This window comes from Thalassotalea sp. ND16A (assembly GCF_000764205.1).
In the GTDB taxonomy this organism is placed as follows: Bacteria; Pseudomonadota; Gammaproteobacteria; order Enterobacterales; family Alteromonadaceae; genus Thalassotalea_A.
On sequence record NZ_JQDZ01000018.1, the window covers coordinates 100578 to 125993 of the forward strand.

Below are 25416 nucleotides of genomic sequence, written 5' to 3' on the forward strand. Positions count from 1 at the left end.
TCTCATCTCTTATTTTTCGATTAAGTCGCGAAACCAATCGAGCACTTTTTCAAGGCCCTTGCGGCAACGAATTTCTTCCTCCGGTTCGAAGCCGGCAATAAATGGCAACGGGATGGTATTGGCACAAGACTGTTGACTGCCTTGTCCGGTATCGTTGTCAACCCAGGCTATGTTAACATTTTCGGGAGGCAAATTTTGAATAGGTAAACGTGAACGCTGGCGCAATATATTTGCCCAAACTCGCAGTGCCCCACTGGCACCGGTTAAGCCAGTATTGGCATTATCGTCTCGTCCAATCCAAACGACGGCCATCATATCTCCTGAAAATCCAGCAAACCAACTATCGCGCAATTCATTGGTGGTGCCGGTTTTACCGGCCACGGCAAATTTTGGTAACAACCATTCTAATGCCTTACCGGTACCTTCATGAGTTACCGCTTGCATGGCATGACGTAACAAATAAATGGATGCCGGATCAAAACGCTGTTCCACTGCCAGCGGGTAGCTTGTTAATACCTTACCACCCGGGGCCACCACCGAATCGATCGCCATCAGCGGCGTGTAAAAACCATCGGCTGAGAGTGTTTGGTACATCTGAGCGACTTCTACCGGTGTCATTTCCACCGCACCTAAAGTAATGGAAGGCAGCTGTGCATAATCTTTTGTCGCCCCTAAACGGCGCATGGTATTGACTATGTTCCCTAACCCCAAAGTATTACCTAATCGAGCCGTAGATTGATTATAGGAATTGGCAAAAGCTCGATATAGCAGTACTTCGCCATGATCTTTGCGATCAAAATTTTGTGGCGACCATTCGTCACCATTGGGCTGTATTAAGGTATATTTTTCATCGCTTATCTTCGTTGCAAGGTCATACACTTGCGGTTGTTCCAAAGCCGTTAAATACACAGCAGGTTTTAATAAAGAGCCGACCTGACGGCTAGCATCTACCGCTCGATTAAACCCTGCATAGCGGGCATCCCTACCGCCAACAATGGCAATCACAGCGCCAGTATTGGGTCTGGTAATAACCACAGCCCCCTCAAGTTGCGCACTGAGGCCACTGGACTCATGTTTGCTTATGGTTGCCGCAAGGCTGGACTCGGCGCTATTTTGCACAAAGGGATCAAAGTGAGTAAAAATAGAAAGACCATTGGTACTCAAATCTTCAACGTCATAATCACGTTGTAATTGCCGGCGTACCAAGTCAAGGTAAGCCGGATAACGCTTACGTTTGGCACTGTTGCGCTCACCAATGGCTAATGGTTGCAACTTAGCTTTAGCCGCCAAATCGCCAGCAAGGTGATTCTCTCGAACCGCAATATCCAATACCAAATTACGACGTTTTAATGCTCGTTCAGGGTTACGCCAGGGGTTGTAATAATTTGCGCCTCGAACTAAAGCAACCAACAGAGCCTGTTGTGCGAGTGACAGTTCAGCCAAAGGTCGCTTGAAATAATATTGGCTGGCTAAACCAAAGCCATGGATGGCACGCGGACCATCTTGACCCAAATAGATCTCATTAATATAGCCTTCTAGAATTTCCGCTTTGCTGAAATGCAACTCCAACAGCATCGCCATTAATGCTTCCTGGGCTTTGCGAGAAAGCGTACGCTCTGAGCTCAGGTAGTAGTTTTTAATCAACTGCTGGGTAAGGGTTGAGGCGCCTTGTGAAATGCCGGCACTTTTTATGTTGGCAATCAACGCTCTGGCAATTCCGCGCAACGAAATACCAAAATGGGAATAAAAACTGTCGTCTTCAACCGCTACCAGCATATTTTGTAATGGCAGTGGTACTTCCGCCAGCTGTAACAATAATCGATCTTCATTATGCGCAGGATAAATGCCACCAATGGCCATCGGCTGCAAACGAATAAGCGCAGCGCCATCATTACTTTCGAGCCGGGAAACCCTATTATTATTCAAAGTCACGGTGATTTGTCGCGGAGGCTCCAGCTCATCGACAAACTGAAAGCCAGAAGTGAAAATACTTACTTGTTGATTATCAACTTTCACCTGCCCTGGCTGTTTAATGCGAGTGACAAAGTGATAACCTAACTGCACCAGTTCGGCCTTTAAATCACTAAGCGTTAACTCTGCGCCTTGGTATAACTCTAACGGACGTGCATATACCGTTGATGGTATTGACCATTTCTTGCCCGCGAACGTTGAACGGATGCTAATATCCAGATACAAGGCCACGCTGAGAAACAGTAAGAACATGGCCAGAAGTAATTTCCACCACAAGCCCTTAAACAATGATTTCATTCGTTTATCACATTATCTCTTTAATAAGCATCAGGTTATTCTCCTGGAATGCTGCAGTTATACCAAGTTAATTAAATTATTTTTAGCGGTCTTCATCAGGAATGAGTTGACTATATACTTTTGCAGACAGGTATCAACTGGGTATTAAACATTGCCAGTAACCAACATCAACCCAATGATCAAATTTGCGCCCTGCTTGTTCAAAGTGAGCCACTTTTTTCATCGCAAATTTTTCATGTAAGGCAATACTCGCAGGATTTGGTAATGAAATACCGACAATGTTGTCGTCATCATCTTCGGCCACTAACCAAGGCAAAAAGTCTGCAGCTGTGCCTGCAACTCGTACTTTCACTTCCTGCACAGATACCGGTTCCGTTTCAAAGGTTACAATGGTGTTCAAAACATAGTAATTGTAGATCTGTGTTATTGCTTCGATATCATTACTGTTTACTGCTCTAATCAAAAATATCTCCTAAATACTTTATCCTGCCTGCCGAATTGTAACCTAATTCATCGGGTCATTGCGTACATATTTACCATGTTCAAATTTGCCAAAAAAGAGTTCAAGCATCGGGTGTTTGATCGGTGCGGTGCTATCATCAAGCTCCAGGTTTTGTTGTGCGACATAGGTAGAATGTGAACTTTGATCCACTAACACATGGTACCAAGGCTTATCTTTAGGTGGACGAGATTTTGCCACCGTTTCATACCATTGTTCTGTCCCCTGAAAATCTTTATCGACATCGACGATCACTCCCCGATAATCGAACAACTTATGGTGCACCAAATCACCAACGGAAAACTTAACCCTGAAGATATTCGTTACCGTTTCCATATGCTCCCTCCTCTGTCGGGATGCTTGCACACATAACGCCGACATTATAAGTAATCTAAATACATTTTACTCAGCTCGATGAGATTTAGCCATGAGTGGATAACAGAATATGAATAATGTCATCAAATTTGTTGTCCGTCTTAACAATACTCGAGCACGTATTACCGATTATCAACGGATTAGTTATTACTTTCCTAATTGATCCAAATCAACCAAATCCCCTAGCTAAACAAGCAACTGCGACAATCTGTCACACCACAAGCGGATTAATTTTACCTACAATTACCATACATCTACTCATTAAGTGTCAAAAAGTAAAACTATGAAAACCTCATTAAGATTTTCTCTGCTCTTATCTCTGATCAGCAATTCATTTAACTCATTCGCCGAAGAACCGGTGCAACAAGATGAACAATTTGACCATGTCGAACGAATCACAATCACAGCATCTCGCAAGGCGGCATTAGACACCGATTTGGCAATGTCGGTTCATGGTATCTCTGAAGATGAACTCAAATTGGATAATGGCCAACATGCGGCAGAATCACTGAACAATATCTCCGGGGTGTTAATTGATCAGCTATCCGGTGGTCAAGGGCACAAAACGGCAATACGTATGCCAATCAATACCAGTGGCTATTACCTGTACTTACAAGATAATATTCCGTTGCAGTCTCCCGCTTTTTTTAATCATAATGCTTTATGGTGGTCTAGCTTTAACTCGAACGTTGCTCGCATGGAAGTGCTAAAAGGTGCTGGCACTGCCCTTTATGGTTCAGGCGCCGTTGCTGCCACGATTAATATTTTATCGAAAGAAGTATCCGAGCAAGCAGAATCTGAGCTCTCCTTGATGTTAGGTGAAGATAATTACCATAAAATTCAAATGAGCCACAGCAACAGCATCGCAAACAATCAAGGCTTTAGAGCGTCATTTTCTTATTTAGATAACGACGGCTGGCGTGACCATACCGGCTCAGAAAAAGCGGAAATCACCTTGCGTCATGAAGCCGAAATATCAGCCAATCAAACACTGACTACCATGCTGGTGGTTTCAGATTTAGAACAAGAAATGGCTGCCAGCTTAACGGAAGATTTATACCAAAATGATAAAACAAACTCAGGCCTTTCAGAAACAGTATTAGCAAACGATCCGTTACGTAAAACCAAATACATGCGTTTGTCTAGCCAGTGGGACATGGTTAGTGGTGATAATTTGTATTCGTTGATCCCTTATTTACGACTGCGGACTAATGATTACACCGCCACCTGGAACCAAAATATGCCAAAAGTGGAGTCGGAAGTAGCAACACTCGGCTTACTTGCTTTGGCTAATTTCGAGCACAATAATAGCAGCGAAACCACCATTGGCGTTGATCTTGAATTTACCGAAGGCGAGCAATTGTCGTATCAACCACTCGACTTTACCACGTCCGGCTGGGGTGCCGATACCTACGTTAAAGGCGAAAAATTTTACGATGACACCACCACATATACAGGCATTTCACCCTATATTCAGTACCAACGGCCTTTGTCCACTGACCTAACGCTAACTCTGGGTGCACGTTACGATTATGCCAAATATGAATTTGATAATCATCTGGGGGTTTATGGCGATATCGGTCATGGCAATCTAAGTATCGAAAACCGTTCTGATAATTTTTCACACCTGAGTCCAAAAGCCAGTTTGAACTACCACTTAAACGACATTAGCAGCGTTTATTTACGTTATGCGAACAGCTTTCGTATTCCTACCGCCAGCAGTTTATATCATTTAACCACCAAAGACAGTGAAGATTTACAAGGTGTAGACCCGGAAGTATCAGATACCTATGAAGTGGGCTATAAAGCCAATTTCAACGACATTACGTTCGATGCGGCGGTGTATTATATGGATGTCGATGATGGCATTGTGCATGCGTATAACGAACAAAATCAACGTTACTTAACCAATGCCAGCCGGGTTATTCATAAAGGGGTTGAGTTTGCCACCGACTGGCAAGTGAACCGTGAATTTAATATCAATATTGCCTACACTAAAGCCAAACATGAGTTTGATCAACATGAAGAGTTCTCTGGTAACGAAATGAAAATGGCGCCTGACTACATTGGCAATGTGCGTTTGCGCTATACGCCAAGCTTTGTTGACGGTTTTTCCACTATGTTAGAAGTTCAATCCATTGGTGAATACTGGCTAGACGATGCCAATAGCAGTGATGAGTTGGGCAAAGACCGAACTTATAATGGTTATACCATTACTAATTTAAAGGCTCGTTATCAAGTATCCACAAAACTGGCATTGCATGCTCGCTTACTGAATGTGACTGACAAAGACTATGCCCAGGAAGTCGAATATCGTTATGGTAAAACCGTTTATTCTCCTGGTGCGCCAAGAACATTTTATCTTGGCTTAAATTATCAATTTTAACGGGATAACACCATGATTCACAATATCAATAGTACTCGTTATATTTGGCTAACTGTCTTCGCATTGCTACTGCTGAGCAATGCGGCAACAGCTGCAAACCATAAGCATATGACAGCTGACAAAGGTGCGACAACATCTTCCCAACATTGTCAAAGTGCTGAAATCCGTTGCGCTAAAACGGTAACCTCGGCTTTTGCCCCTAATGGTGATTTATGGCGGCTATGGAGTCATAATCAAAGGTTACATTACCAAATATCTGCCGATAATGGACATAGCTTCTCCGCACCTAAGCAAGTTGATATTGCTGCAGAAAATATTTCTGCGCGTAATGAAAACCGTCCGAAAATTGCGTTCGACAAATTAAATGGGGTGTATTTGTCATGGGCGCGGCCTGGAGATAAAAAGTATACTGCAGATGTCAGGTTCAGTTATTCGAAGGATTATGGCAAGCATTTTTCAACGCCGGTTACGGTAAACAATGATAACCTGTTAACTGGCCACAGTTTTAATGAATTGCAGGTAAGTGAAAATGGTGATGTGAGCATTGTTTGGCTCGATGGCCGCTTATCTTATCAATTACGCAAGCAGGGAAAATCAGCGAATGGTTCAGCCTTGTTTATCGGTCAGGCAAATCCAAGTAAAAATGCAGCCGAGTTTACCAATAAACAACTGGCCAATGGCACTTGTGTATGTTGCCGCATTGCCATCGATGTGAATCAAAATGCGGAGCTTGCAGTGTTCTGGCGGCACATCTTTGGCGATAATATACGAGAGTTTGCCTTATTAACTCTCGATAATAAGCAACCGCAAGAACAGCTTCCTGAGCCATTGCAAATTAGTAATGATCATTGGCAAATAAATGGTTGCCCGCATCAAGGTGGTGGCCTAAGCATTGATCAGAGCAACCGGTATCATTTGGTGTGGTTTAACCTGGGGGATAAAGGTAAAGGAATATTTTATGCATCGTCTGTTGATGAGGGTAAAACGTTAACCACGCCTTTATCGATTGGCAAACTCACAACGCAAGCATCTCATCCGCATATCATCCAAAACCAAAAAAGGGTTGATATTGTCTGGACTGAATTTAATGGTATCGAGCATCAGCTATGGCTGCAAAGCTCAACCGATAATGGCAAAACCTTTGCACCAGCCAAGCAAGTGGCTCAGGCAAAATTTGGTGCCGACAGACCATTCCTGATTAAACACGGTAACAGCACTTACATTTCATGGCAGCGTCCGCAGCAAGGGCACTGGATCACAGCAATATGATTAACAGCGGCAATAATAAATTCATCGTAACCCTATTGGCTATGCTCGTCGCTTTGTTAATGAATACGCTCATTAACACGGTCCTATTGGCCAAAGAAACGGCGAAAGAAACGGCTTTTGATGCCATCGAGTTTGAACAAATAAAACAACAACATATGGGCAGGCGATGGTTAATGCTATTGTGGTCGGTTGATTGCCCACCATGTTTTAAAGAACTGAAAATGATCAACAACTTAAGTCAACAGGTTAAGGATTTGGCGATAGTCATCGTCAATACCGATGAGCAAGTTGCAGCTGGCGAGCGCCAACAAATTATTGATGATTATCAATTACAGCGGTTTCAACACTTTTACTTTGAGGACGGGAAAAACGATCATAACCGATTTGTTATCGACCCTACCTGGTACGGAGAACTCCCGCGCAGCTACTTTGTTGATGCAAACGGAAAATTTCATGGTAAGAGCGGCTTAATTAATGAAGCAATATTGAGTAAGTGGCTAATACCCAGTAAAAGTGAAAGCCAGTAGCCAGTAGCCAGTAGCCAGTAGCCAGTAGCCAGTAGCCAGTAGCCAGTAGCCAGTAGCCAGTATTATGAAAGTGAAGCACAGCGCGCAATCAACATATAATTGATTTAAAACAGCTACATTTTTATTATCTCAGGTATGATAGCCAACAACATTACATTAAATTTTTTACTCGTTTGCCACTAAAGTATTTACCACATGTTATATAAACCAGCAAAACAGTCACTGATCAATACTGTCATTCTACTGCGTAGTTGTTCTATTATTATTCAAATCGCGTTAGTGCTTTTCGTCCATTTTTTTCTCGAATATGAATTGCCCTGGCTGCCAATATTTTTTATTATCGTATTAGAAGTAAGCTTTAATATTGGCTGTTATTTATATTGCCAGGATCATCCTAATAATTATAAATTAAACCTTTTCATTCAACTACTTGCCGACATTTTATTTCTTGGTTGCTTACTCTACTTTAGTGGTGGTGCAACCAATGCATTTGTCTCTTTGTTGTTAGTCCCCATTGCCATCGCGGCAGTCACGTTATCGACATTGCAACTTACCCTGATCACCGCTTGCGCATTGTTAACTTACAGCCTGCTGCTTTGGCTTATGCCGATGCATGTGATGCATGGCAATATGCAAGGCCATTTTATTGGCATGTGGATCAACTTCATCTTTTCGGCCGCAGTAGTGTCACTGGTAATTTCAAGAATGGCGAAAGCGATCATTGGCAATGAAATCACCATTGCCAAATATCGGGAAAAGCAATTAAAACAAGAGAAAATTATTGCCCTTGGTTTGGCGTCAGCGCAGGTGACTCATGATCTTGCCACACCACTTGCTACTATCAGACTGTTAACCGATGAATTAATGGAAGAAGCAAAACACTCCGCCATCATAAACGAATTGGATATACAGGTAGACCGTTGCAGCAGGAATCTTCACGCTTTTAGAGATATGTCGTTAGAAATTAAAAATAACGTAAAACAACAGCTAAATATCGACAGCTTATTCGAACAAATTCAACACCATTGCACCTTAAATTACCCCAATGCTGATATTGATTATGAGCTACACCCCCATGCTACAGAGCAATTATTACTCACATCAGACAGCTCTTTAATGCCGGCAATCTTAAATGTGATCAATAATGCCATTAAGGCCTCAGCCAAAAAACAGCTGAAAAAAATAACGTTAACCAGTAAAGTTGCGAACCAAACCTTGCAGATAACGGTTCGAGATTTTGGTGACGGTTTTTCCGCCGAACACTTTAATCAGCTAGGCCGCGATCCGATCCATTCTGAGCAAGGATTAGGCATGGCGATGTTTTTAACCAATGCCAGTTTTGAACGATTAGGTGGCAGGTTAACGTTGAGCAATCACTTACAAGGTGGTGCGCAAGTCATGATCACCTTGCCTTTGCACAATAGTAGTAAAAGCAACAGTAGTAAAAGCAATAGAGAGCATTAACATGAGAACATTAATTATTGAAGACGATCAAGCCTTTGCCTCCGTGTTAATGCGCAGATTAAGCAAATATGATCATCAATGTTGTCACTATGATAATGGCAATGAGGCGCTGGCCAACTGTGAGCAGTTTGCTCCTGAGGTGGTGCTACTTGATATGAAACTGCATGACGATAGCGGCTTAAAATACATTGCTTCCTTGAGAGAATTAGCTCCGCAGGCGCGCATCATCTTAATGACAGGTTATGCCAGCATAGCCACCGCCGTGGATGCGATAAAACTGGGAGCCGATGAATATTTGGCCAAACCGGTCGATTCGCAAACGTTACTCTCTGCCATGCATGGTAAAAAGGTTGATATGAGTGAAGAACTGGCAACCGATACTTTAACCTCAGAGCAGCATGAGTGGGAACATATTAATCAGGTACTTAAATTCAACAACGGTAATATTTCAGCAACAGCAAGGCAATTATCGATGCACCGCAGAACGTTGCAACGTAAATTGCAACGCCGTCCGAGTTTTGCGGAAAAAGACTAAAAAAAGGCTACTCAAATTGAGTTAATGCTGTTCGGTTAAGCATTAAGACTTGTACCTTAAAGGATAGCGGCTAGGAATATAAAGCACTGAACGTGGAAACGTTCGGTGCTTTCTTTTTGGAGGCAGAATGAAATGTTTAATGTCTGCTCTCATTTGTTTTAATTTGGCCGGTAATTTTCCGTCGGGTGACAAAGCTAGCCAACGAAGTTGCGTATCAATTAAACTAATTGCGGCAGTGAAACTTATTCTGGTAGGTTCAACGTTCGCCTCTTCAGCAATATCAGCCATCTCTAACCGTATAAGGTTATAGGCAATTAGCACACCCCATAATTCTTGCTTAACACCTTCAACAAATCGACTTCGAAGGGTCACTTTATTTTGGAGTTGTGTTTGTTTTAATTCACCAAAGCCTTCTTCAATTTCCCAACGCTGCCAGTAAATATTCAAAATTGATTCTAGCGGATATTTACCAGGGTCAATTAACGACGTAATAAACCCTTTGATCTCACCTTTGGGCTCCTGATAAGCAATAAATCGAGCACGCCATTTTTCAGGTAAATTAGGGTTTTGTTTTCTTGCTTGCGGGGAAGTAGGCATATCAATCAGGAAGTCGTTTGCGGCAAATTCTTCCACGACTTCATAGCGCATCTTATTTTTTATTGGTGTTAACCAATGACGTTCATCGCCTGCACTTTGCCATTGAGTAAACAAATCGGCAGAGAAGTAACAGCGATCAAAAAGAGTTAACGAATTGTCTGGCGTATCGGCTAACAAGCGACGGGCCAAGGATATTTCACCAATATGGCAGGCATCAAATGCAGCCCCTAACATTAAACGAGTTTCAACTGACATCAAACTCACTAAGCGCAGTTGTGGATACGGTTTATGAGTTTTAGAAATAAAGCCAAACTCTTCGGCATTTTCTGGTGAATCTTGGCAACGAAATGTCGTGCCATCAACCGCTAAAACATGAAGGCCAATATCACTTGTTGTACCTAAAGCTTTCGTTTTCCAAGCTTCTAATGTCGTCTTGAAAAGATATGACATGGGAGAGTCAGATAAACGACGGCGACAATCCGTTAATACACTTGGTGCGACTCTTGACCACTCGTTTTTGGGGCTAGGTTGAAGAGCAATATCCATCGAGCTACAAACTTCTTTTATCGATTTATTTCGTATAAGCCCCATCCAAATAACAAGCCAAATTGCTTGTTGGGCTGGCAACCTTCGATTTCGGACGCTAGCTTTTCCTGTTGCTAATAAAGATTCTTCAATCCACTCTGGGTCAATCGCTTGAATGACAGATTCATAAGCTCCACTCTCTTCAACTGATTCGTAAACAAGTTCTAGTTCATTATTAAGCACAAAAAATCCCCTTTGAAAAATTCAGAGGGGATTATCTTATAGTGGCAGGATCGTTCAAGCTTTTCTTAAACGATCGGCATTAACTCAAATTGAGTAGCCTTTTTTAATTAACAGGGATTAATGATTAGTGTAATTTCTTACGACGTAGCATTAATAATGGCAGGGTAAGTAACATCCAACCAAATGAACCACCACTGCTTTTCTTCTTCTCAGCTTGCTCGGCGGCAACAATTACCATAACGGTTGTTTCAACAGAGTCGTTGCCGTCACTTACCGTTACGGTGAACTCGTGAGTTCCTACCGATAAACCTGAAACTTCAGTCATCGCAGCATCCGCATTAGCAATTGTACCCGGACCATCCCAAGCAAATGTTAATGCATCGCCGTCAGCATCAGTCGATGGTGTTGCATCAAGTGTTGCGACGCCACCTTCTGTGATAGCAACTTCAGCCGCAGCTTTTGCCGCCACCGGCATATCATTGGTAGGAGTTACCGTTAACATAAAGCTGGTTGATACAGAGTCTGTAGGATATAACTTGTCTGCTACAATTACTGTTACCATTGTTTCACCATGAAAATCAGCATCCGGAGTAATATCAATGGTTGCACCTGGCGTGTCACCATTTACCACAGCGGTGAAGTTTTCACCTTCAACACTGATAACATTCACACCTAAGTCTGCATCAGAAAACGGAACCATAACACCAGTTAACGTAGTATCTTCGACAATTTCCATATCACGTAACTCACCAATTTGTAAGTTTGAGTGAACCTTAATTAAACGCTCAGCCGTAACATCGGCAATGCCTTCAACTTGGTTATTGAAATTAATCGCCATGGTTTGACCTGCTGCTGATTCATCAACCCGTACCTGGAACTCAAGGTTAAATTGACTGCTCTCTGGGCCAACATAGTCATAACATACCACTAAGTTATCAGACAGTTTGTCTTTTAAGTCATTAAATGCATAACTCACACCTTTCCAACGTTCAAGTGGACCAAACGTGCCCATAGGACCGGTAAAGCCTTGTAAACCAATTGAACCTTCACCTGGCATGCTGGCATAATCGATATTGTCGTAAGCCATGATGATTTCAAATTCACCTTTATCGAATTTGTAGCCGCCGATGTCCATGATTAATTCCATGTCATATCTGTCACCCAAATCGACAAAGTGGTTTATCATTGAGCCATCTTCTAAGTACTCAGTATAATCGTAATCTTCATTGCGGGCATTATCCCACTCGATCATGAGTTTCTTATTTTCGGTATAGGCAAAGGTCATGCCACTGGCATTTTCTTCATCCCTGTTCATTGGATTGTATGGTGTATGCAATGTTGACCAACCGGTATCGCTGATACCTTTCCATAACACCCCGATAATGGCATCCGGGAAGCTGTGGAATGGGAATGGCGCATAGATAGGCAAGAATAGAGGCGCACTATCAAGTTGTGCATAACCCATTGGGCTTACTGTGATTGAATCAAAGCTTGCTTGTTCACCATTGTTATAAAGCGACGTACTGTTCTCATCTTGCCAGAACCAGCTAAATGGCAAGGTTAAGTTGTCATTCCATACACCACCCCACATTTGGCTGAAGCCAAATTTGGCTAAATCGATGTAACCGCCATCAGATGAAGAACCATCGATATAATCGCCCATATCAGGGGTACGACACATTTCATCGGTTAAACTGGTTGTTATCACATAATCAGGGGCAATATCACTAGTATCTAGCTGACTGCCACTAAGCGTAATGGCATTACCATCAACCGTTAGGCCTTGTGCCATGGCATGTGATGCTTTAACACTACCTGCCACTAATGATAAACCTTCAGGGATCATTGAACTTAGTTCGATATCACGGTTTGCACCGCTGTTGTTTGGCAGAACATGTAATTTCACATCGATAACATCGCCTACTTGTGCCGCCGTTTGGCTGCTAGTGACAGACACGTCGTTTTTACCACGAGTTAGCTTAAATGGTACAAAGCCCATGTTACCGGCATTGTCACCATCGGTACCTAAATCAAAGCCTGAGTAGTAAATATCGCCTTCGGCTAAATCACTCATTTCCCAATTAACCGCCACACTAAATGGATTGACACCATCATTGCTTTGTGGACCTGTTACCTGAATATTGCTGGCAACATCACCAGTTACCACGGCAGTGGCAACTTCATAGGTATCAATTGGTGATACCGCCTCAGGATCCCAGAAATCGTAGTGTGGATAGTTATGGACTTGTACCCAATATTTACCAGCCGCCGGCTCATTGATGTTACAGTAATCTTCATAATGCTCAGCGGTAGACAGACAAATGGCTTCGTCTTGCATTTGAATTTTACCATCACCGTTGGCATCAAAACCTATGGTAATGTCCAAATCACCTGCTTGCCATGCTTCTGCAGCTGTAGTATTAGTGCGCCCTAATGATTCAGCAATTAAACGCGTCGCGTTTTCAGGTACATCAAGCCAGATGGTTTTATCGGCAGGACCGTCAACCTCATCATCATAAAATGGAATGACACTATCATCGTCTTGCTCTAAGCTAAACGTATGCACTGTAGCGGCAACAGGCTGATAAGCTCGTGCAGTGAAATCAACAATTGATGCACCACGTAAGTTATTTAAGGTATAACCATCGCTGTCACGATGAGCAACAATGTTTACCGACTCAGGTAGTGTGCCATGGTTGTATTTCATTGCCACCGGCCAATGTGCGGCAGGGATATCTTCGCTCACTGGAACAAGGTTTATCTGACCTTGTACTTCAACTTCAGAATTGCCGGTAACCGTTTGCGAGTCTAAAATTTTCGCGGTTACTACGACTGACTGAGTTTCACCCGCTTTTAGAGTAAATTGTTGTGGTATAACCTTAAGGTCAACACTCAGCTCTTTGGTAAGGGCTTCAACATTCCAAGTGCCATCTACGGTCGCTTTTACCGTACGTACCCAAGTACAGGCATCTTTACAGTCAAAGTTCACCAATTCAGGTAAGTTAAGCGCTCGCGTATCACCACCATTGTTTGGGTTAGCAGCGATAAAGGCCTCCACAGATTCATCCATGATCAACCCGGCTTTGGCGGCCGCAGCAACATCAATACGACCAGAGCCTGTGTCATAAACGCCGGCGTCTTTTAACTCCTTGGTATATGTGTCTCTAACATACACATCCTGATTGGCAGTCATTTGCACAGCAGATTGAATTTCAGCAGCAGTCCAGCTAGGTTGCGCTTGTTTTAACAATGCCAAGGCACCAGCAACATGAGGACCGGCCATTGAAGTACCGCTCATAAACGTGTAATCGCTTGAGTAGGCACCCGGCGCGAATGGTAGTTCATCGGCCATGGCGGCATAAATATCAACACCAGGTGCTGAAATAGCCGGAACTAAATGATGCGGGTTAGTCGAGCTTGGTCCTCGTGACGAGAACTCGGCAACAACATCGGCAGCAGCGGGATCTATGTTACGGCTAATTTCACTGGCAGAAATAGTCCCCATATGACCAGTGCCCGAAGACAACCAGTTAACCAGGTCTCTACCGGCGTAGAAATCGACATGGACGCCAGGAATGTCGTAAATATCGTTAACAATTTCATCATTCCAGCTGGCATTGTAAAGCACAAAACCACCGGCACCACCGGCAGCAGCATTGCTTGCTTTCACTACCCGGGCGATATCACCACGCTTACACACGACAATTTGATCTGCAGTAAACGTACCCGCTGGGAATGGCTCCAGACACAACTCGTCACCGTAATCGGCGGCTAACACAAATTCACCGGTGAAGGCATCTGAAATACCCGCACCAACGATGTTAGCAGGAGGTGTCATATCACCACCCGTCATGTCGTTAATACCTTTGCCGGCAATATCTATGGTACGGCCATGCGTTGTTGCCGCAACCGATAGTAACCAAGGAGACGTGTGATCGGTAGTATAGGCGCCATATTGGCCTGAGTTACCAGCAGAAGCTGCAACCGATACACCCGCTTCACGAGCTGCCAAGAACGCAAGTTCCATTGCATCTTCCCATGGAAAGCTTTCACCGCCGCCAATAGAGAAGTTAATAACGTCAACGCCATCTTCAATGGCTTTTTCTATGCCTAATAAAATAGCTTCCGATGGACAACCTTGGAATGGGCTACCAGTTGGGTAACATACTTGATAAGAAGTAATGTTTGCATGTGGCGCAACACCTGAAACTTGGGCAAAAGTAAAGCCAGTTTCTTTACCATTACCGTCGGCCGAAGCACCTAATAATGGTGCATCATAAATTACGTTACCAGCAGTGGTACCTGCGGTGTGGCTACCATGGCCACTGTAATCTTCACCGGTTGGCTCGGCGATTTGAATTTTGCTACCCCAAGGGTTGTTAGGATCTTCAATCGCATAAGTATCGGTGATCACTTTAAAACTGTGGATACCAATTAATTTGTCATTACACTTTGATGCGTATTCTTCGATGGCACAATCACCTGAATAAACACCTTCGCCCCACGGGTTGGTATGATCGTAACCATCGCCACCGATATCAGCGAATGATGGGTGATCTGAATTTACCCCAGTGTCAATGATACCAACAAGAATACCTTCACCTTTATATGGTACATCATTGGTGGCAGCGCCACTCCAGATTTGATCGGCGCCGATATGAGTTGGGCCTTCATCAGAGTTTAGTTGCAATAAACGCGAGCGTTGAATATGAGCAACTTCCGGTAATTTTGCCAGCTCAATCGCCTGCTTTTGCGTCATTTGTACCGATACACCATTAAGCGCAGTAGTGAAGCGATTGCTCTTGCTAGTATCCGTTACCATCGCATCAACTTTGCCTAAAAACTGATCTTGCTTACCTAACAGGTAATTTTTGTAGGCTTGAATATTAGAGCGATTCGGATTGCTATCAGCAAACAGTTTGCTCGCCGTATGATTCACTTGGCTGCGACCTTGTGGTCCTGACTGAGCAGTAGTACTAGCTCGTGGCGAAGTAGCTGATAAACCTTTAACATTACCATTGTAAGTGGCAACTGGCTGATCTTTTAAACGCACTATGTAACTATGAACGCCTTTAATATCAGCTTCAGGGGTAAATTTATTTTTCACCTTCAACGGGTCAATACGCTGATTCACGCCACCCATACGCTTTACCGCGCTTGACTGTTGCACTTGCTTAGGTTCAGCGTTTACTTTGGCTTGTAGTTGTGTTGGTGAAATTTCCAGCTGTTTCAGCTGAGAAATATTGGATTTATTAAAGCTATTGCCACTTTCATCGGCAACAGCACCTATTGCAACAGCATAGAGTGCAGCAGACGTTGCAATGGCGACCTTTGTTATTTTCAAAATGTTCTCTCCCAGCCCGACAAAGTAAAAAATAGTAATAAACTTTGTTGGACTTATATTGATTTATTATGTGTAACTAATTACTGATAAAACCTTGTTCTAAAAGTAACCGGATCCATTAAAATCTATCGAACAAAATTCACTCTGTCTGTGTAGGTTTGTTGCAATTGTGTAAATTTGTACAGATACAAAAAAAACCATTGGTTGGTAAATGGCTATATGTTAATGTCTTTGCGTTGTTGTAAAAATTAAGTTAATGCTCGTTATGTTGCGATGTCGCAAATTATTAAAACTCCTTCTCCTCTCTTGGTGCTTTTCTACCACCATTTTTGCTGAAGAGATCAATGTCACGCCGATAGAAAATTGGGAGTTTGGTTTAGCCGCTGGGATCGGTGGTATAACTAACCCGCTCAAAGATGCCGATGATATTTTTCTGCCCGTGATCCCACAGGTAAGCTATTATGGTGATCGTTTTTTTCTTGAAAATACTGATTTGGGCTTTTCACTGATTGAAAACGAAAAATTCAACGTTAACTTGTATGGTCGCTTTAATGAAGATAAACGCTACTTTCCCAATGCCGATACGACTGACATTGTATTTACTTCATTAGGATGGAAATTAGACCCAACCATTAAAGTTGGTCATACCGCTGAAATAAAACTTAAATCCCGTCATCTTACATACCTTGCCGGTCTACAGTTCCATTATCATCATCAAAATTATCACGGTAAACTTTCATTATTAACTGATATTAGTAATGTGCATCACGGTGAAGAAGCTGAGTTTAGTTTTGGTAAAACCTGGCAGCAAGATGATTGGCTGCTCGACCTAGGATTTGGCTTACTTTGGAAGAGCCAACAAATTGTTGATTATTATTATGGGCTGAAACCGGTTGAGGTCAGCGATAAGCGGGATGAATATTACCCTGATGCTAGCCTGACACCGTACCTGAAACTGGTTTATCAATATGCGATCAGCGAGAAAGTTAAATTCATCACCTCGGTAAAAATAGACAAAATGGACTCCGAACGGTATCGCAGCCCACTGGTGAATGATCGCTACATTAATTCGTTTTTTATGGGTTTCGCCTATGATTTTTAAACGAATGCGCTCATGGCAAAGCCCAAGCAATAATAAATTATTATCTTGTCTGATAGGGCTGCCACTTTTGTTTAATTCTCTCCCTGGCTGGGCGGCTGAGGTGTCCATTTCCCGATTGATCATCAATCCAATCAGCTGTGTTCTGGAGAAAAAAAATACCCCCTGTACCAAACAGGTTACTTTCTACTGGATGTTAAAGAAAGCAGAGTCGTTCTGTATTTATATTGATAATGCCAGCCAACCGGTGAGTTGTCATGAGCAGCAACAAGGGCAAGTCACCATTGAGCACCCGGTCTATAAAAACACTAAGGTAGAACTGCGCTCAAAACAATCGACTAAAGTTTTGGCCTGGGCACAAATTCTGGTGTCCCCTTTGAACATGCCGAAACGACGACCGAAAAACCGCCACGCCTGGAGCATTTTTTAACCATGAATCAACCCATACAAAAAATACTGTTAGTGGAAGATGATCAAAAGCTGGCACGGCTAATTAAATCCTTCCTGGAAGAACATCATTTTGCCGTAACCTGGCTCAATAACGGTGACCTGGCTGATCAGTATGTCAGTTCCGGTGGTTACGACTTGATATTGCTCGATGTCATGTTGCCCGGCAAAGATGGCTTTGAAATTTGCCGCAGCATTCGCACCAAATTTAACGGCCCGGTGATCATGGTAACCGCCAGGACCAACAGTCTTGATCAACTTCGCGGGCTGGAGCTCGGTGCCGACGATTACATTTACAAGCCGATTGAGCCACTCATTCTGCTTGCCCGAATTCGGGCGCTATTACGTCGAGTACCGGTTGAAGAAGCAAGTACAAAGCTATTACAATTCGGCAAGTTACAAATCAACAAAGTCACCCATAGCGTGAAAATTGCAGAGAGCAACGTAAACCTGACCGAAAATGAATTTGAATTATTGATTGAATTAACAAAAAGAGCGGGTGAAATACTCTCTCGTGAGTATTTGTTTATGAAATTGATCAGACGCGATTATGATGGCATTGACAGAACCATTGACGGTAGAGTAAGCCGCTTGCGCAAAAAGCTTGGCGATAGCAATGAGTCTCCATTTCGGATAAAAACCATTTGGGGTAAAGGTTACCTGTTCGTCGAGGATGCGTGGGAGTAAGTCGTGGCGAATCATTTTTTAAAATTGTATTTTTTTCTATTACTCACGGTCGCAGGTACCGCCTGGACTGTCGATTCAATTTATCTGTACTTTCAGCAGGAACATCAATTAGAAGAGCACAATCAACTGCAGGAAAACTACCGACCTTTGCTAGAGCATTACGCCATACAGAGTGAAATGCAATCGACTACTGAACAACTAAAACTCCCAGAAAATGTTTCGGTGGTGTCGAAAAAAGCCCTGGCATGGCCATTAACTATGATGGCAAAACTAAATAGTGGCAAAATTGTACTGCTTACCGATAGCGTCGGTCATAGTACGTATTATTTAGCTACAAAAAACGAAAGTAACGTTGTCATGCTAACCCTTGAAAACCGACAAGCTGACAATGATCAATACGCAATTTACTGGATGTGGTTGTTTTATAGCGCCATTGGTATTGTCGTCTATTTATGGATCTACCCATTAGTCAAAGATGTGTACCGCTTGCAAAAAGCCGCCATTCGATTGGGCCAGGGCAAGCAATACCAGGCGATTGAGTTAGGCAAAAATTCGATGCTTGCTCCCACCGGCAATGCCTTTAATGAAATGGCCAACCGAATAGGTAACTTACTGGGCCTGCAACAAGACATTAACAGTGCCGTATCGCATGATATTCGTACACCGTTAGCCAGAATAAAATTTACCTTAGCCACTTGTGAACAAGCCAATTTAACACAAAGTAAGCAGAGCATCATCGAAGATATTAATGAGATTGATGATCTGGTCAGTGAAATTTTGCTCTACGCAAAATTTGAACATACTCACCCGCTGCTGGAAATTCACCATCAGGATTTATCACGACTCACCAATGACATTATTGCCAAATATCGGCAAATGAGTAGTATCACCTTTCATCTGGATATTGAACCTGGCTTTGCCGCCCGTTACGATCATCGCTCTTTTACTCGCGTTTTGCAAAACTTGCTGGATAACTCCATTCGCTTCGCCCGGCAGCATATCCATATCAGTATTCGTAGAGAAGATGATCACAATATTCTAACGCTTGAAGATGATGGTCCGGGGATCCCAACGGAACTACTCAATAGTATCACCAAGCCTTTTGTTGGTTCTGCCGAGAAAGAAAAAGCCAGTGCCGGCTTCGGCCTGGGTTTATTTATTGTTGAAAAAATCTGTGTTTGGCACAACGGCCAGTTTAAGGTAGATAATTTCAGTCGCTATGGCGGGGCAAAATTTGAAATTATCTGGCCTGTTGATGTAGAGAAACCAAGCTATTGATAATCCTCCTCTAAAAAATTTGCATTTGCTCACATCCCGATACCCGGGTAAGGTTAGTAGCAAGCCTATTAAGTTTTTTCCCACTCAGTGAGAACTAATATGTTCACCGACAGCCACTGCCATTTAGATTTTACCGAGTTTGACGCCAAGCGCGATGAGCTGATGAAAAAGTGCGCACAACTACAAATTCAGCGCTTTATTGTGCCTGGCATTACGGCCAAACGCTGGTCCAGAGTTATCACACTTTGCCAACAATCCCCTAGCGCATATCCCTGTTTAGGTTTGCACCCCTGGTGGATTGAAAAGGCAACCTATGCGGATCTGTTGTTGTTAGAACAAATGTTAGCGCAACATCCAATTATCGCCGTCGGTGAAATTGGTATTGATGGGGCTATTAGCGATATCGAAAAACAAACAGAATATTTTACTAAACAATTGGCTATCGCGAAAAAGCACAACTTACCGGTTGTTGTTCACCACCGTAAAAGTCACCACTTAATTGTGCCTGAATTGAAAACAATTGCTTTGTCGCGAGCTGGTGTGATCCATGCGTTTTCCGGGAATTATCAGCAAGCAAAGGCTTATATCGATTTGGGCTATAAATTGGGTATCGGCGGTACGATTACCTACCCAAGGGCAAGTAAAACTATTAATGCAGTTAAACGCATTCCGGTTGAGAGTATTTTGTTAGAAACTGACGCCCCCGCTATGCCGCTGCACGGTTTTCAGGGAGAAATTAATACTCCAGATAAAATAGCAGTAGTATTTGAACACTTACTCGCATTACGAACAGAACCTGCAGATAGGCTTGCCCAAACGATTGAAGATAATGTTCAGCAATTGTTTAACCTCTAATTAATGCAGCAAAAATAGTGCTATATGCTTTTGCCAAGAGTTACATCAAGGCATCCCATTGTGCCTGACTCGCTTGTGATTTTTGAAACTCCATCATCATTACCCATTTACCCGATTTTTTCACCAGTAACGCGTCCATGTGGGCGATAAAATCAGACTTATTGCCATTCTCATCTGTCGTTGAATAGAAAAACAACCCGGTTTCATGCGCTGTAGTTTGATCATGAAACCTTTTTGAAAATCGAAATTCAACCGACGCCGTTATCTTGCCATCTTTAGTATCATCAAAACCCTGCTGCCAACGCGCCAAAGCGTTCGCTATGGGGTAACTGACATTTTTAAAACCACTCACTAAAATAGCATCTTCATGGTAAGAAGCTTTATACGCGGCAAAATCGCCTTCAAGTACCGCACGTTCGGCTTCTGCCCAATAAGCATCCAGTTCAGCTAAGGCTTGTTCATTGGCATACGCCGGGCTTGAACTGCAAAAAATAAATACTGCCAGTTTGAGAAAGTTTTTCATCAATATTATTCCGTGCCATACATGGCTGTTGTAAACGATAGTTTGGCTTATTTGCTGACTTTTTTCACTCGTAAGCCCTGACGTGAAAAACGATTAAAGCCGCGGGTTAACAAGAATCCGGCAAATACAGCCACAATTAACATTATCCGGAACAGTTCAAATTGATTATAAATTTGCCGTTGCATGGTGTCGGTGACTTTATCTTTATGCAGGTTTAAACGTAAATATCCCAACAGCTTATCGGTGCGAATTTCCTGGATAAAGGGTACGGAGTTATCGCTGTTGTTGGTGCTGCCTTGCTCTAATCCATACAGGAAGTTTATCGAACTGCTGTTTTCAGATTCGGCAATCAACTGCCCCTGAATGTCATACAACCTCGCTTCAATGACTAAATCAGATTGCACTAAAGATTGCATGTAATCCTGAATTTGCTTCTTGTTTTTCGTGGCAAGAAGTACTTTCGAAGTGTTCACCGCTTGCGCAGTAAATTGTTTGGCAACTTCACTAAAATGACGGTCTAGTATTTGTTCTGAGTCATCTATCCCCATTACCGACAGATTTAAAATCATCACTAATAAAATAATCGCCATGCCAATTTGTACTAGCTTGTTATAGATAGAGGTTAGTTTCGGATATATTATTTCGTTTAGGTCTGTCATCTAAAAAAAAAGTCTAAGAAATAGGAGAAATCTATATACACTATAGAGGGTTATTTGCCATTATAGAATCACTTTTTGATCTTAAAATTAATTACATTACCAACATCATGACTTTGCCAACCCGCTTTGAATTAATCTCGACCACAAGCCAGCAGCCGTTGCTATCTGTGCTCTCTTCGTATCAACAATTGTTGCCAATTCAATTAGAGAAAGAAGATCAGCAGGTATCCATTAGCCAAAGCTTCAACAATTATAATACTGATGATGTTGAACTTATCGTATTTAGCGATTTAACGCTGACACATTTAATCAATGTGTTAGCACTTGCCAAGATTAACCGCTTTACTTTAACCACCATTAACGAGCGTGCCGGCAAAACCAGTTACCGTTTCAAAGTTGCCGCGACCAGCTTAGCGGCAAAAAGTGCGATTAATGACTACGCCTTGCAACATGGTTTTGAACTGGCGTTATTTAACAATGCACCAAGTTTGTCGACGCCAGGCTTATTGGTAATGGATATGGACTCAACCACCATTCAAATAGAATGCATTGATGAAATTGCCAAACTTGCGGGTGTTGGTGAACATGTAAGTGCCGTAACCGAACGGGCAATGTTGGGTGAATTAGATTTTGCTGAAAGTTTACGTGAGCGAGTTGGCACTTTATCGGGCGCCCCAGAAAGCATTTTGGCCGAAGTAGGTAATAAACTACCACTGATGCCAGGCCTTGAAGTGTTAATTCAAACCTTGCATCAACATAACTGGAAAGTTGCCGTTGCCTCTGGTGGGTTTACCTATTTTACTGAAATACTTAAACAGCAGTTAAACCTTGATGCCACCCAGGCAAACGTTTTAGAGATAGTTGACGGAAAACTTACCGGCAAGGTGTTAGGCGACATTACCGATGCACAAGTAAAAGCCGATACCCTTAACGGCTTGGCCAAAGAATACGGCATTGATAACCATCAAACCGTTGCCATGGGCGATGGTGCCAATGACTTGGTGATGATGAGTGCGGCCAATTTAGGCGTAGCCTTTGAAGCCAAACCGGTAGTGCTACAACAAGCGACCACGAGCATTAATTTTTCAGGTTTAGACTGCTTGTTGCACTGGCTCAAATAATCCCTTTATTGGCGCATAAAAGCCTCAACTAAGCCTTAACCAAGTCTCAAGAACAAACTATTGCAAATTCTGGCAAGGTTCCACTTGCCAGAATTTAAACCAATCAATATATACCCGTGCGACCTCAAGATGCATGTTTCAGAGTGACTGAGAAATTTCAACTCAAGGCGCAGCTATACAGTAATGGTGATCCCTTTCAAATAGGTTCAACGAAGAGGTGAGATTGCTCAGACACCCCGTTCCGGTGGGTTTAAAAGCAATTTATGCAGCGTTATTAATTTTAACAATGGAACAACCATTTTTGAAATTAATGCCTTGCCTAAATTGCTTTTAACTCCCACTGAAATCTTGCACTTTGAGGTAGCACGGGTATACTGTATATCCATACATAAAAACTTATCTTTAACACGGTTAATCAACTTGGTATAAAAAATGGCGACAACGAAAACCAAAACAGCATTTGTTTGTAACGACTGTGGTGCCGACTTTCATCGATGGATGGGACAATGCACAGAGTGCAAAGCATGGAACACCCTGGCTGAGATTAAACTATCTAACAGTAAAACCAAGAGTAGTACCAAGCGCTCTGCTATTTCAGGCTACGCCGGTGTAAGTGGTGGTGGTTCAAAAAAGATTAATGAAGTTGAAGCCACCGAAGCCGAAAAACAATTAACCGGTATTGGTGAACTTGATCGAGTGTTATGCGGCGGTGTAACCACAGGTTCAGTCAACATTATCTCGGGCGATCCTGGGGCAGGTAAAACCACCCTACTCTCCGATTTAGTTGCACGTGTGTCGCAAACAACCGCGTCACTTTATTGTACGGCAGAAGAGTCTCTTTCTCAGTTTAAAAACCGGGTTCATCGCTTAAAGCTTGACTATAACGAAGATAATCTTTACTTGTTGTCTGAAACCAGTGTGGAAGCAATTATTGAAGAGCTGGAAGCAAAGCAAATCAAATTTGCTGTCATTGACTCCATTCAAGCGGTTGTCACAGATAACGCCAATGGTAGCCCGGGCTCGCCTTCACAGGTAAAGAGTGCCGCGCAGTCGTTAACGCAGTACTGTAAGCAAAATAACGTGACCATGTTTATCATTGCCCATGTAAATAAGAACAATGAAATTGCTGGCCCACAAACCTTAGTACACATTGTTGATGCGTTATTGCATATCGACACCAACGATGGGCAAGTGCGCACCTTAAGAGCCAATAAGAATCGCTTTGGTGATATCGATACCGTCGGCATTTTTAAAATGTGCGAACGCGGCATGCTCAGTGTCGATAATCCAAGTGAGATTTTCTTGTCGGGTTCGACTACCGAGTCCCCTGGTTCGACTATCACCTGTATCCGCAAAGGCAATAGGAACCTGCTGTTAGAGATACAGTGCCTCACTACCGAAACGGAAGCCGAGTTTCCACAACGAGTGTGTGTTGGCTTGAATATGAACCGGATCAAGATGTTAACCGGCATCTTGCGCAAACATACGAAAACCAAAATATTCCATGATACCTTCTTTAATATCGTCGGTGGTTTAAAGATAGATGAATCAGAAACCTGTATTGATTTAGCTTTAGTGACCGCATTGTTAAGCAGCCTTAACGATTTTGTCGTGCCACGCACAACTTGCATTATGGGCGAGCTAAGTTTAAATGGTGATGTCCGGCCAATAGACAGTGGCGTGCCGCGTGTTAAAGAGGCGGCACAACATGGTTTTAGTGAAATATTTATCCCTTATCGCAATTTTCATAAATCGATGGAAGGTCTGGGCGCAAAGGTTATACCAGTAAAAACGATCCATGAATTACTTGAATTAATCAGGTAAGTAAATCGCAAGTCTAAAACCAGCCATGGTGAGCAATACATGGAAGTATTGTATGTCGAGTGTGAACTACCCAGCGACCAAAGATCACTGGGTTTTCTCGATGCCATTCGGTAAAATAGAGTATGAGACTACTAAAAACATTAATTATCCGAGTAGCCTGCTATTTCTTTCGATACTATCGTAAAACATTTTTCTTGCTGCCTGACACGGCAAATCAAATGGCTTCTGGGCTGATTACTAATGGATAACCACTTTTCAAGGCTAATGTCTTTAGCCGGTTGACCATCAATTTCGCTAATAATGTCACCCTTTTTTATATCGAATGCCAAACTTGCCATCTGCGGAAAAACATACCTGACAATAAAATGTCCATTTTTCAATGGTCTCAACTCAAGGCCGAGCAGGTTATATGAACTTTCATAAGCTGAATCTTCATAAGGAATAATATGAAGTTTCGATGAGTGATAATCGATCACGGTTTTGAATTGACTTAACAAGCCACTTCCCACAATCCACCAATCATCTCCGTCACCATCGATATCACCAATTACATTGGTTTTCACATTAGTCAACGCTAAGTTTACTTAAAAAAGTATCAAAAGGGAGGGTGGTTTCTTTGCCCGTTTCTTTATAAGGTGCGCTACTGATACTAATTTTATTTTGTTGTTTATCAAACGTCCAACTAAAGTGATGTAAAAAATCGTGTCCTAATATTCCATCAATAATAATCTCTTCTTGATCCAGGTAGTATTTAGTATCCGATAGGGGTTCTTGCTAGTTAGCGAATAATTGCCTAAACCTGATCATGAGGTGGTGATTATGAAAACTTTAGTCTTCGATTTAGTGAGTATAGGCGAGGCCGCAAAGCATTATGGTGTTTCAGTCGAAACT

At 42.6% G+C, this 25416-nt stretch carries 20 protein-coding genes; 12 read left to right on the plus strand and 8 right to left on the minus strand.

The genetic code is table 11. The features are described 5' to 3' along the window. Positions 1–9: 9 nt before the first annotated feature. From mrcB to hspQ, 3 genes are all read right to left on the minus strand, one after another. Complete coding sequence (mrcB, locus tag ND16A_RS15240; RefSeq protein ID WP_033076372.1) at positions 10–2268, minus strand: penicillin-binding protein 1B; 2259 nt, start codon at positions 2266–2268, stop codon at positions 10–12. A 133-nt stretch (positions 2269–2401) separates the two neighbouring features. Then, entirely contained in the window at positions 2402–2731 is a 330-nt protein-coding gene (locus ND16A_RS15235) for a GNAT family N-acetyltransferase (RefSeq protein WP_033076373.1), read from the minus strand. Positions 2732–2773: 42 nt separating this feature from the next. Further along, positions 2774–3103, minus strand: a complete 330-nt coding sequence (gene hspQ, locus ND16A_RS15230; RefSeq protein WP_033076374.1) for a heat shock protein HspQ — start codon at positions 3101–3103, stop codon at positions 2774–2776. Between the two features lie 322 nt (positions 3104–3425). On the opposite strand from hspQ, the gene ND16A_RS15225 reads away from it, so the two are divergent. The 5 genes from ND16A_RS15225 (at position 3426) to ND16A_RS15205 (ending at position 9323) form a co-directional block, all read left to right on the plus strand. Beyond that, entirely contained in the window at positions 3426–5528 is a 2103-nt protein-coding gene (locus tag ND16A_RS15225) for a TonB-dependent receptor (RefSeq protein ID WP_033076375.1), read from the plus strand. A 12-nt stretch (positions 5529–5540) separates the two neighbouring features. Beyond that, a complete protein-coding gene (locus ND16A_RS15220) occupies positions 5541–6797 on the plus strand; it encodes a sialidase family protein (RefSeq protein WP_052072856.1) in 1257 nt (418 codons plus the stop codon). Beyond that, on the plus strand, positions 6794–7324 hold the full coding sequence (locus ND16A_RS15215; protein WP_033076376.1) for a TlpA family protein disulfide reductase: 531 nt from the start codon (positions 6794–6796) through the stop codon (positions 7322–7324). Before ND16A_RS15220 ends, ND16A_RS15215 begins: the two co-directional genes overlap by 4 nt. A 195-nt stretch (positions 7325–7519) precedes the next feature. Then, the gene (locus ND16A_RS15210; RefSeq protein WP_033076377.1) at positions 7520–8788 is read left to right on the plus strand and encodes a sensor histidine kinase; all 1269 of its coding nucleotides are present in this window, start codon (positions 7520–7522) and stop codon (positions 8786–8788) included. A 1-nt stretch (position 8789) separates the two neighbouring features. Next, positions 8790–9323, plus strand: a complete 534-nt coding sequence (locus ND16A_RS15205) for a response regulator transcription factor (RefSeq protein ID WP_033076378.1) — start codon at positions 8790–8792, stop codon at positions 9321–9323. Positions 9324–9365: 42 nt separating this feature from the next. On the opposite strand, the gene ND16A_RS15200 is transcribed toward ND16A_RS15205, so the two are convergent. Next, positions 9366–10688: an IS4 family transposase gene (locus ND16A_RS15200; protein ID WP_033076379.1), complete on the minus strand. Its 1323-nt coding sequence runs from the start codon at positions 10686–10688 to the stop codon at positions 9366–9368. 124 nt (positions 10689–10812) lie between these two features. Next, positions 10813–16032: a S8 family serine peptidase gene (locus tag ND16A_RS15195; protein ID WP_052072857.1), complete on the minus strand. Its 5220-nt coding sequence runs from the start codon at positions 16030–16032 to the stop codon at positions 10813–10815. Between the two features lie 265 nt (positions 16033–16297). On the opposite strand from ND16A_RS15195, the gene ND16A_RS15190 reads away from it, so the two are divergent. From ND16A_RS15190 to ND16A_RS15170, 5 genes are all read left to right on the plus strand, one after another. Continuing rightward, positions 16298–17134, plus strand: a complete 837-nt coding sequence (locus ND16A_RS15190) for a MipA/OmpV family protein (RefSeq protein ID WP_033076380.1) — start codon at positions 16298–16300, stop codon at positions 17132–17134. After that, positions 17124–17561, plus strand: coding sequence for a DUF3019 domain-containing protein (locus ND16A_RS15185; RefSeq protein WP_033076381.1), 438 nt, complete (start codon positions 17124–17126; stop codon positions 17559–17561). The genes ND16A_RS15190 and ND16A_RS15185 overlap by 11 nt, the downstream gene beginning before the upstream one ends. Before the next feature lie 14 nt (positions 17562–17575). Continuing rightward, positions 17576–18265 carry a response regulator gene (locus ND16A_RS15180; RefSeq protein ID WP_033076401.1) on the plus strand — a complete coding sequence of 230 codons (690 nt, stop codon included), beginning with the start codon at positions 17576–17578 and terminating at the stop codon, positions 18263–18265. A 3-nt stretch (positions 18266–18268) separates the two neighbouring features. After that, complete coding sequence (locus tag ND16A_RS15175) at positions 18269–19543, plus strand: ATP-binding protein (protein WP_033076382.1); 1275 nt, start codon at positions 18269–18271, stop codon at positions 19541–19543. A gap of 99 nt (positions 19544–19642) precedes the next feature. Next, positions 19643–20398, plus strand: coding sequence for a TatD family hydrolase (locus ND16A_RS15170; RefSeq protein WP_033076383.1), 756 nt, complete (start codon positions 19643–19645; stop codon positions 20396–20398). Positions 20399–20438: 40 nt separating this feature from the next. Here the strand turns inward: ND16A_RS15170 and ND16A_RS15165 are convergent, their stop codons facing one another. Next, positions 20439–20921, minus strand: a complete 483-nt coding sequence (locus tag ND16A_RS15165) for a nuclear transport factor 2 family protein (protein ID WP_033076384.1) — start codon at positions 20919–20921, stop codon at positions 20439–20441. A 47-nt stretch (positions 20922–20968) separates the two neighbouring features. Further along, on the minus strand, positions 20969–21580 hold the full coding sequence (locus ND16A_RS15160) for an AhpA/YtjB family protein (RefSeq protein WP_081945461.1): 612 nt from the start codon (positions 21578–21580) through the stop codon (positions 20969–20971). A 107-nt stretch (positions 21581–21687) separates the two neighbouring features. On the opposite strand from ND16A_RS15160, the gene serB reads away from it, so the two are divergent. Both serB and radA read left to right on the plus strand, forming a co-directional pair. After that, entirely contained in the window at positions 21688–22701 is a 1014-nt protein-coding gene (gene serB / locus ND16A_RS15155; RefSeq protein ID WP_081945462.1) for a phosphoserine phosphatase SerB, read from the plus strand. Between the two features lie 432 nt (positions 22702–23133). Next, positions 23134–24525: a DNA repair protein RadA gene (radA, locus tag ND16A_RS15150; RefSeq protein WP_033076387.1), complete on the plus strand. Its 1392-nt coding sequence runs from the start codon at positions 23134–23136 to the stop codon at positions 24523–24525. A 140-nt stretch (positions 24526–24665) separates the two neighbouring features. Here radA and ND16A_RS15145 read toward each other — a convergent pair whose 3' ends face one another. Continuing rightward, the gene (locus ND16A_RS15145) at positions 24666–25097 is read right to left on the minus strand and encodes a hypothetical protein (RefSeq protein WP_033076388.1); all 432 of its coding nucleotides are present in this window, start codon (positions 25095–25097) and stop codon (positions 24666–24668) included. Positions 25098–25416: the final 319 nt, after the last annotated feature.

What these genes read in the sequence shown, in the direction of transcription:
- mrcB (WP_033076372.1), bottom strand. Translation starts at nt 2,268, where the DNA reads ATGAAATCATTGTTTAAGGGCTTGTGGTGGAAATTACTTCTGGCCATG.
- hspQ (WP_033076374.1), bottom strand. Translation starts at nt 3,103, where the DNA reads ATGGAAACGGTAACGAATATCTTCAGGGTTAAGTTTTCCGTTGGTGAT.
- ND16A_RS15225 (WP_033076375.1), top strand. Translation starts at nt 3,426, where the DNA reads ATGAAAACCTCATTAAGATTTTCTCTGCTCTTATCTCTGATCAGCAAT.
- ND16A_RS15220 (WP_052072856.1), top strand. Translation starts at nt 5,541, where the DNA reads ATGATTCACAATATCAATAGTACTCGTTATATTTGGCTAACTGTCTTC.
- ND16A_RS15215 (WP_033076376.1), top strand. Translation starts at nt 6,794, where the DNA reads ATGATTAACAGCGGCAATAATAAATTCATCGTAACCCTATTGGCTATG.
- ND16A_RS15210 (WP_033076377.1), top strand. Translation starts at nt 7,520, where the DNA reads ATGTTATATAAACCAGCAAAACAGTCACTGATCAATACTGTCATTCTA.
- ND16A_RS15205 (WP_033076378.1), top strand. Translation starts at nt 8,790, where the DNA reads ATGAGAACATTAATTATTGAAGACGATCAAGCCTTTGCCTCCGTGTTA.
- ND16A_RS15190 (WP_033076380.1), top strand. Translation starts at nt 16,298, where the DNA reads ATGTTGCGATGTCGCAAATTATTAAAACTCCTTCTCCTCTCTTGGTGC.
- ND16A_RS15185 (WP_033076381.1), top strand. Translation starts at nt 17,124, where the DNA reads ATGATTTTTAAACGAATGCGCTCATGGCAAAGCCCAAGCAATAATAAA.
- ND16A_RS15170 (WP_033076383.1), top strand. Translation starts at nt 19,643, where the DNA reads ATGTTCACCGACAGCCACTGCCATTTAGATTTTACCGAGTTTGACGCC.
- ND16A_RS15165 (WP_033076384.1), bottom strand. Translation starts at nt 20,921, where the DNA reads ATGAAAAACTTTCTCAAACTGGCAGTATTTATTTTTTGCAGTTCAAGC.
- ND16A_RS15160 (WP_081945461.1), bottom strand. Translation starts at nt 21,580, where the DNA reads ATGACAGACCTAAACGAAATAATATATCCGAAACTAACCTCTATCTAT.
- serB (WP_081945462.1), top strand. Translation starts at nt 21,688, where the DNA reads ATGACTTTGCCAACCCGCTTTGAATTAATCTCGACCACAAGCCAGCAG.
- radA (WP_033076387.1), top strand. Translation starts at nt 23,134, where the DNA reads ATGGCGACAACGAAAACCAAAACAGCATTTGTTTGTAACGACTGTGGT.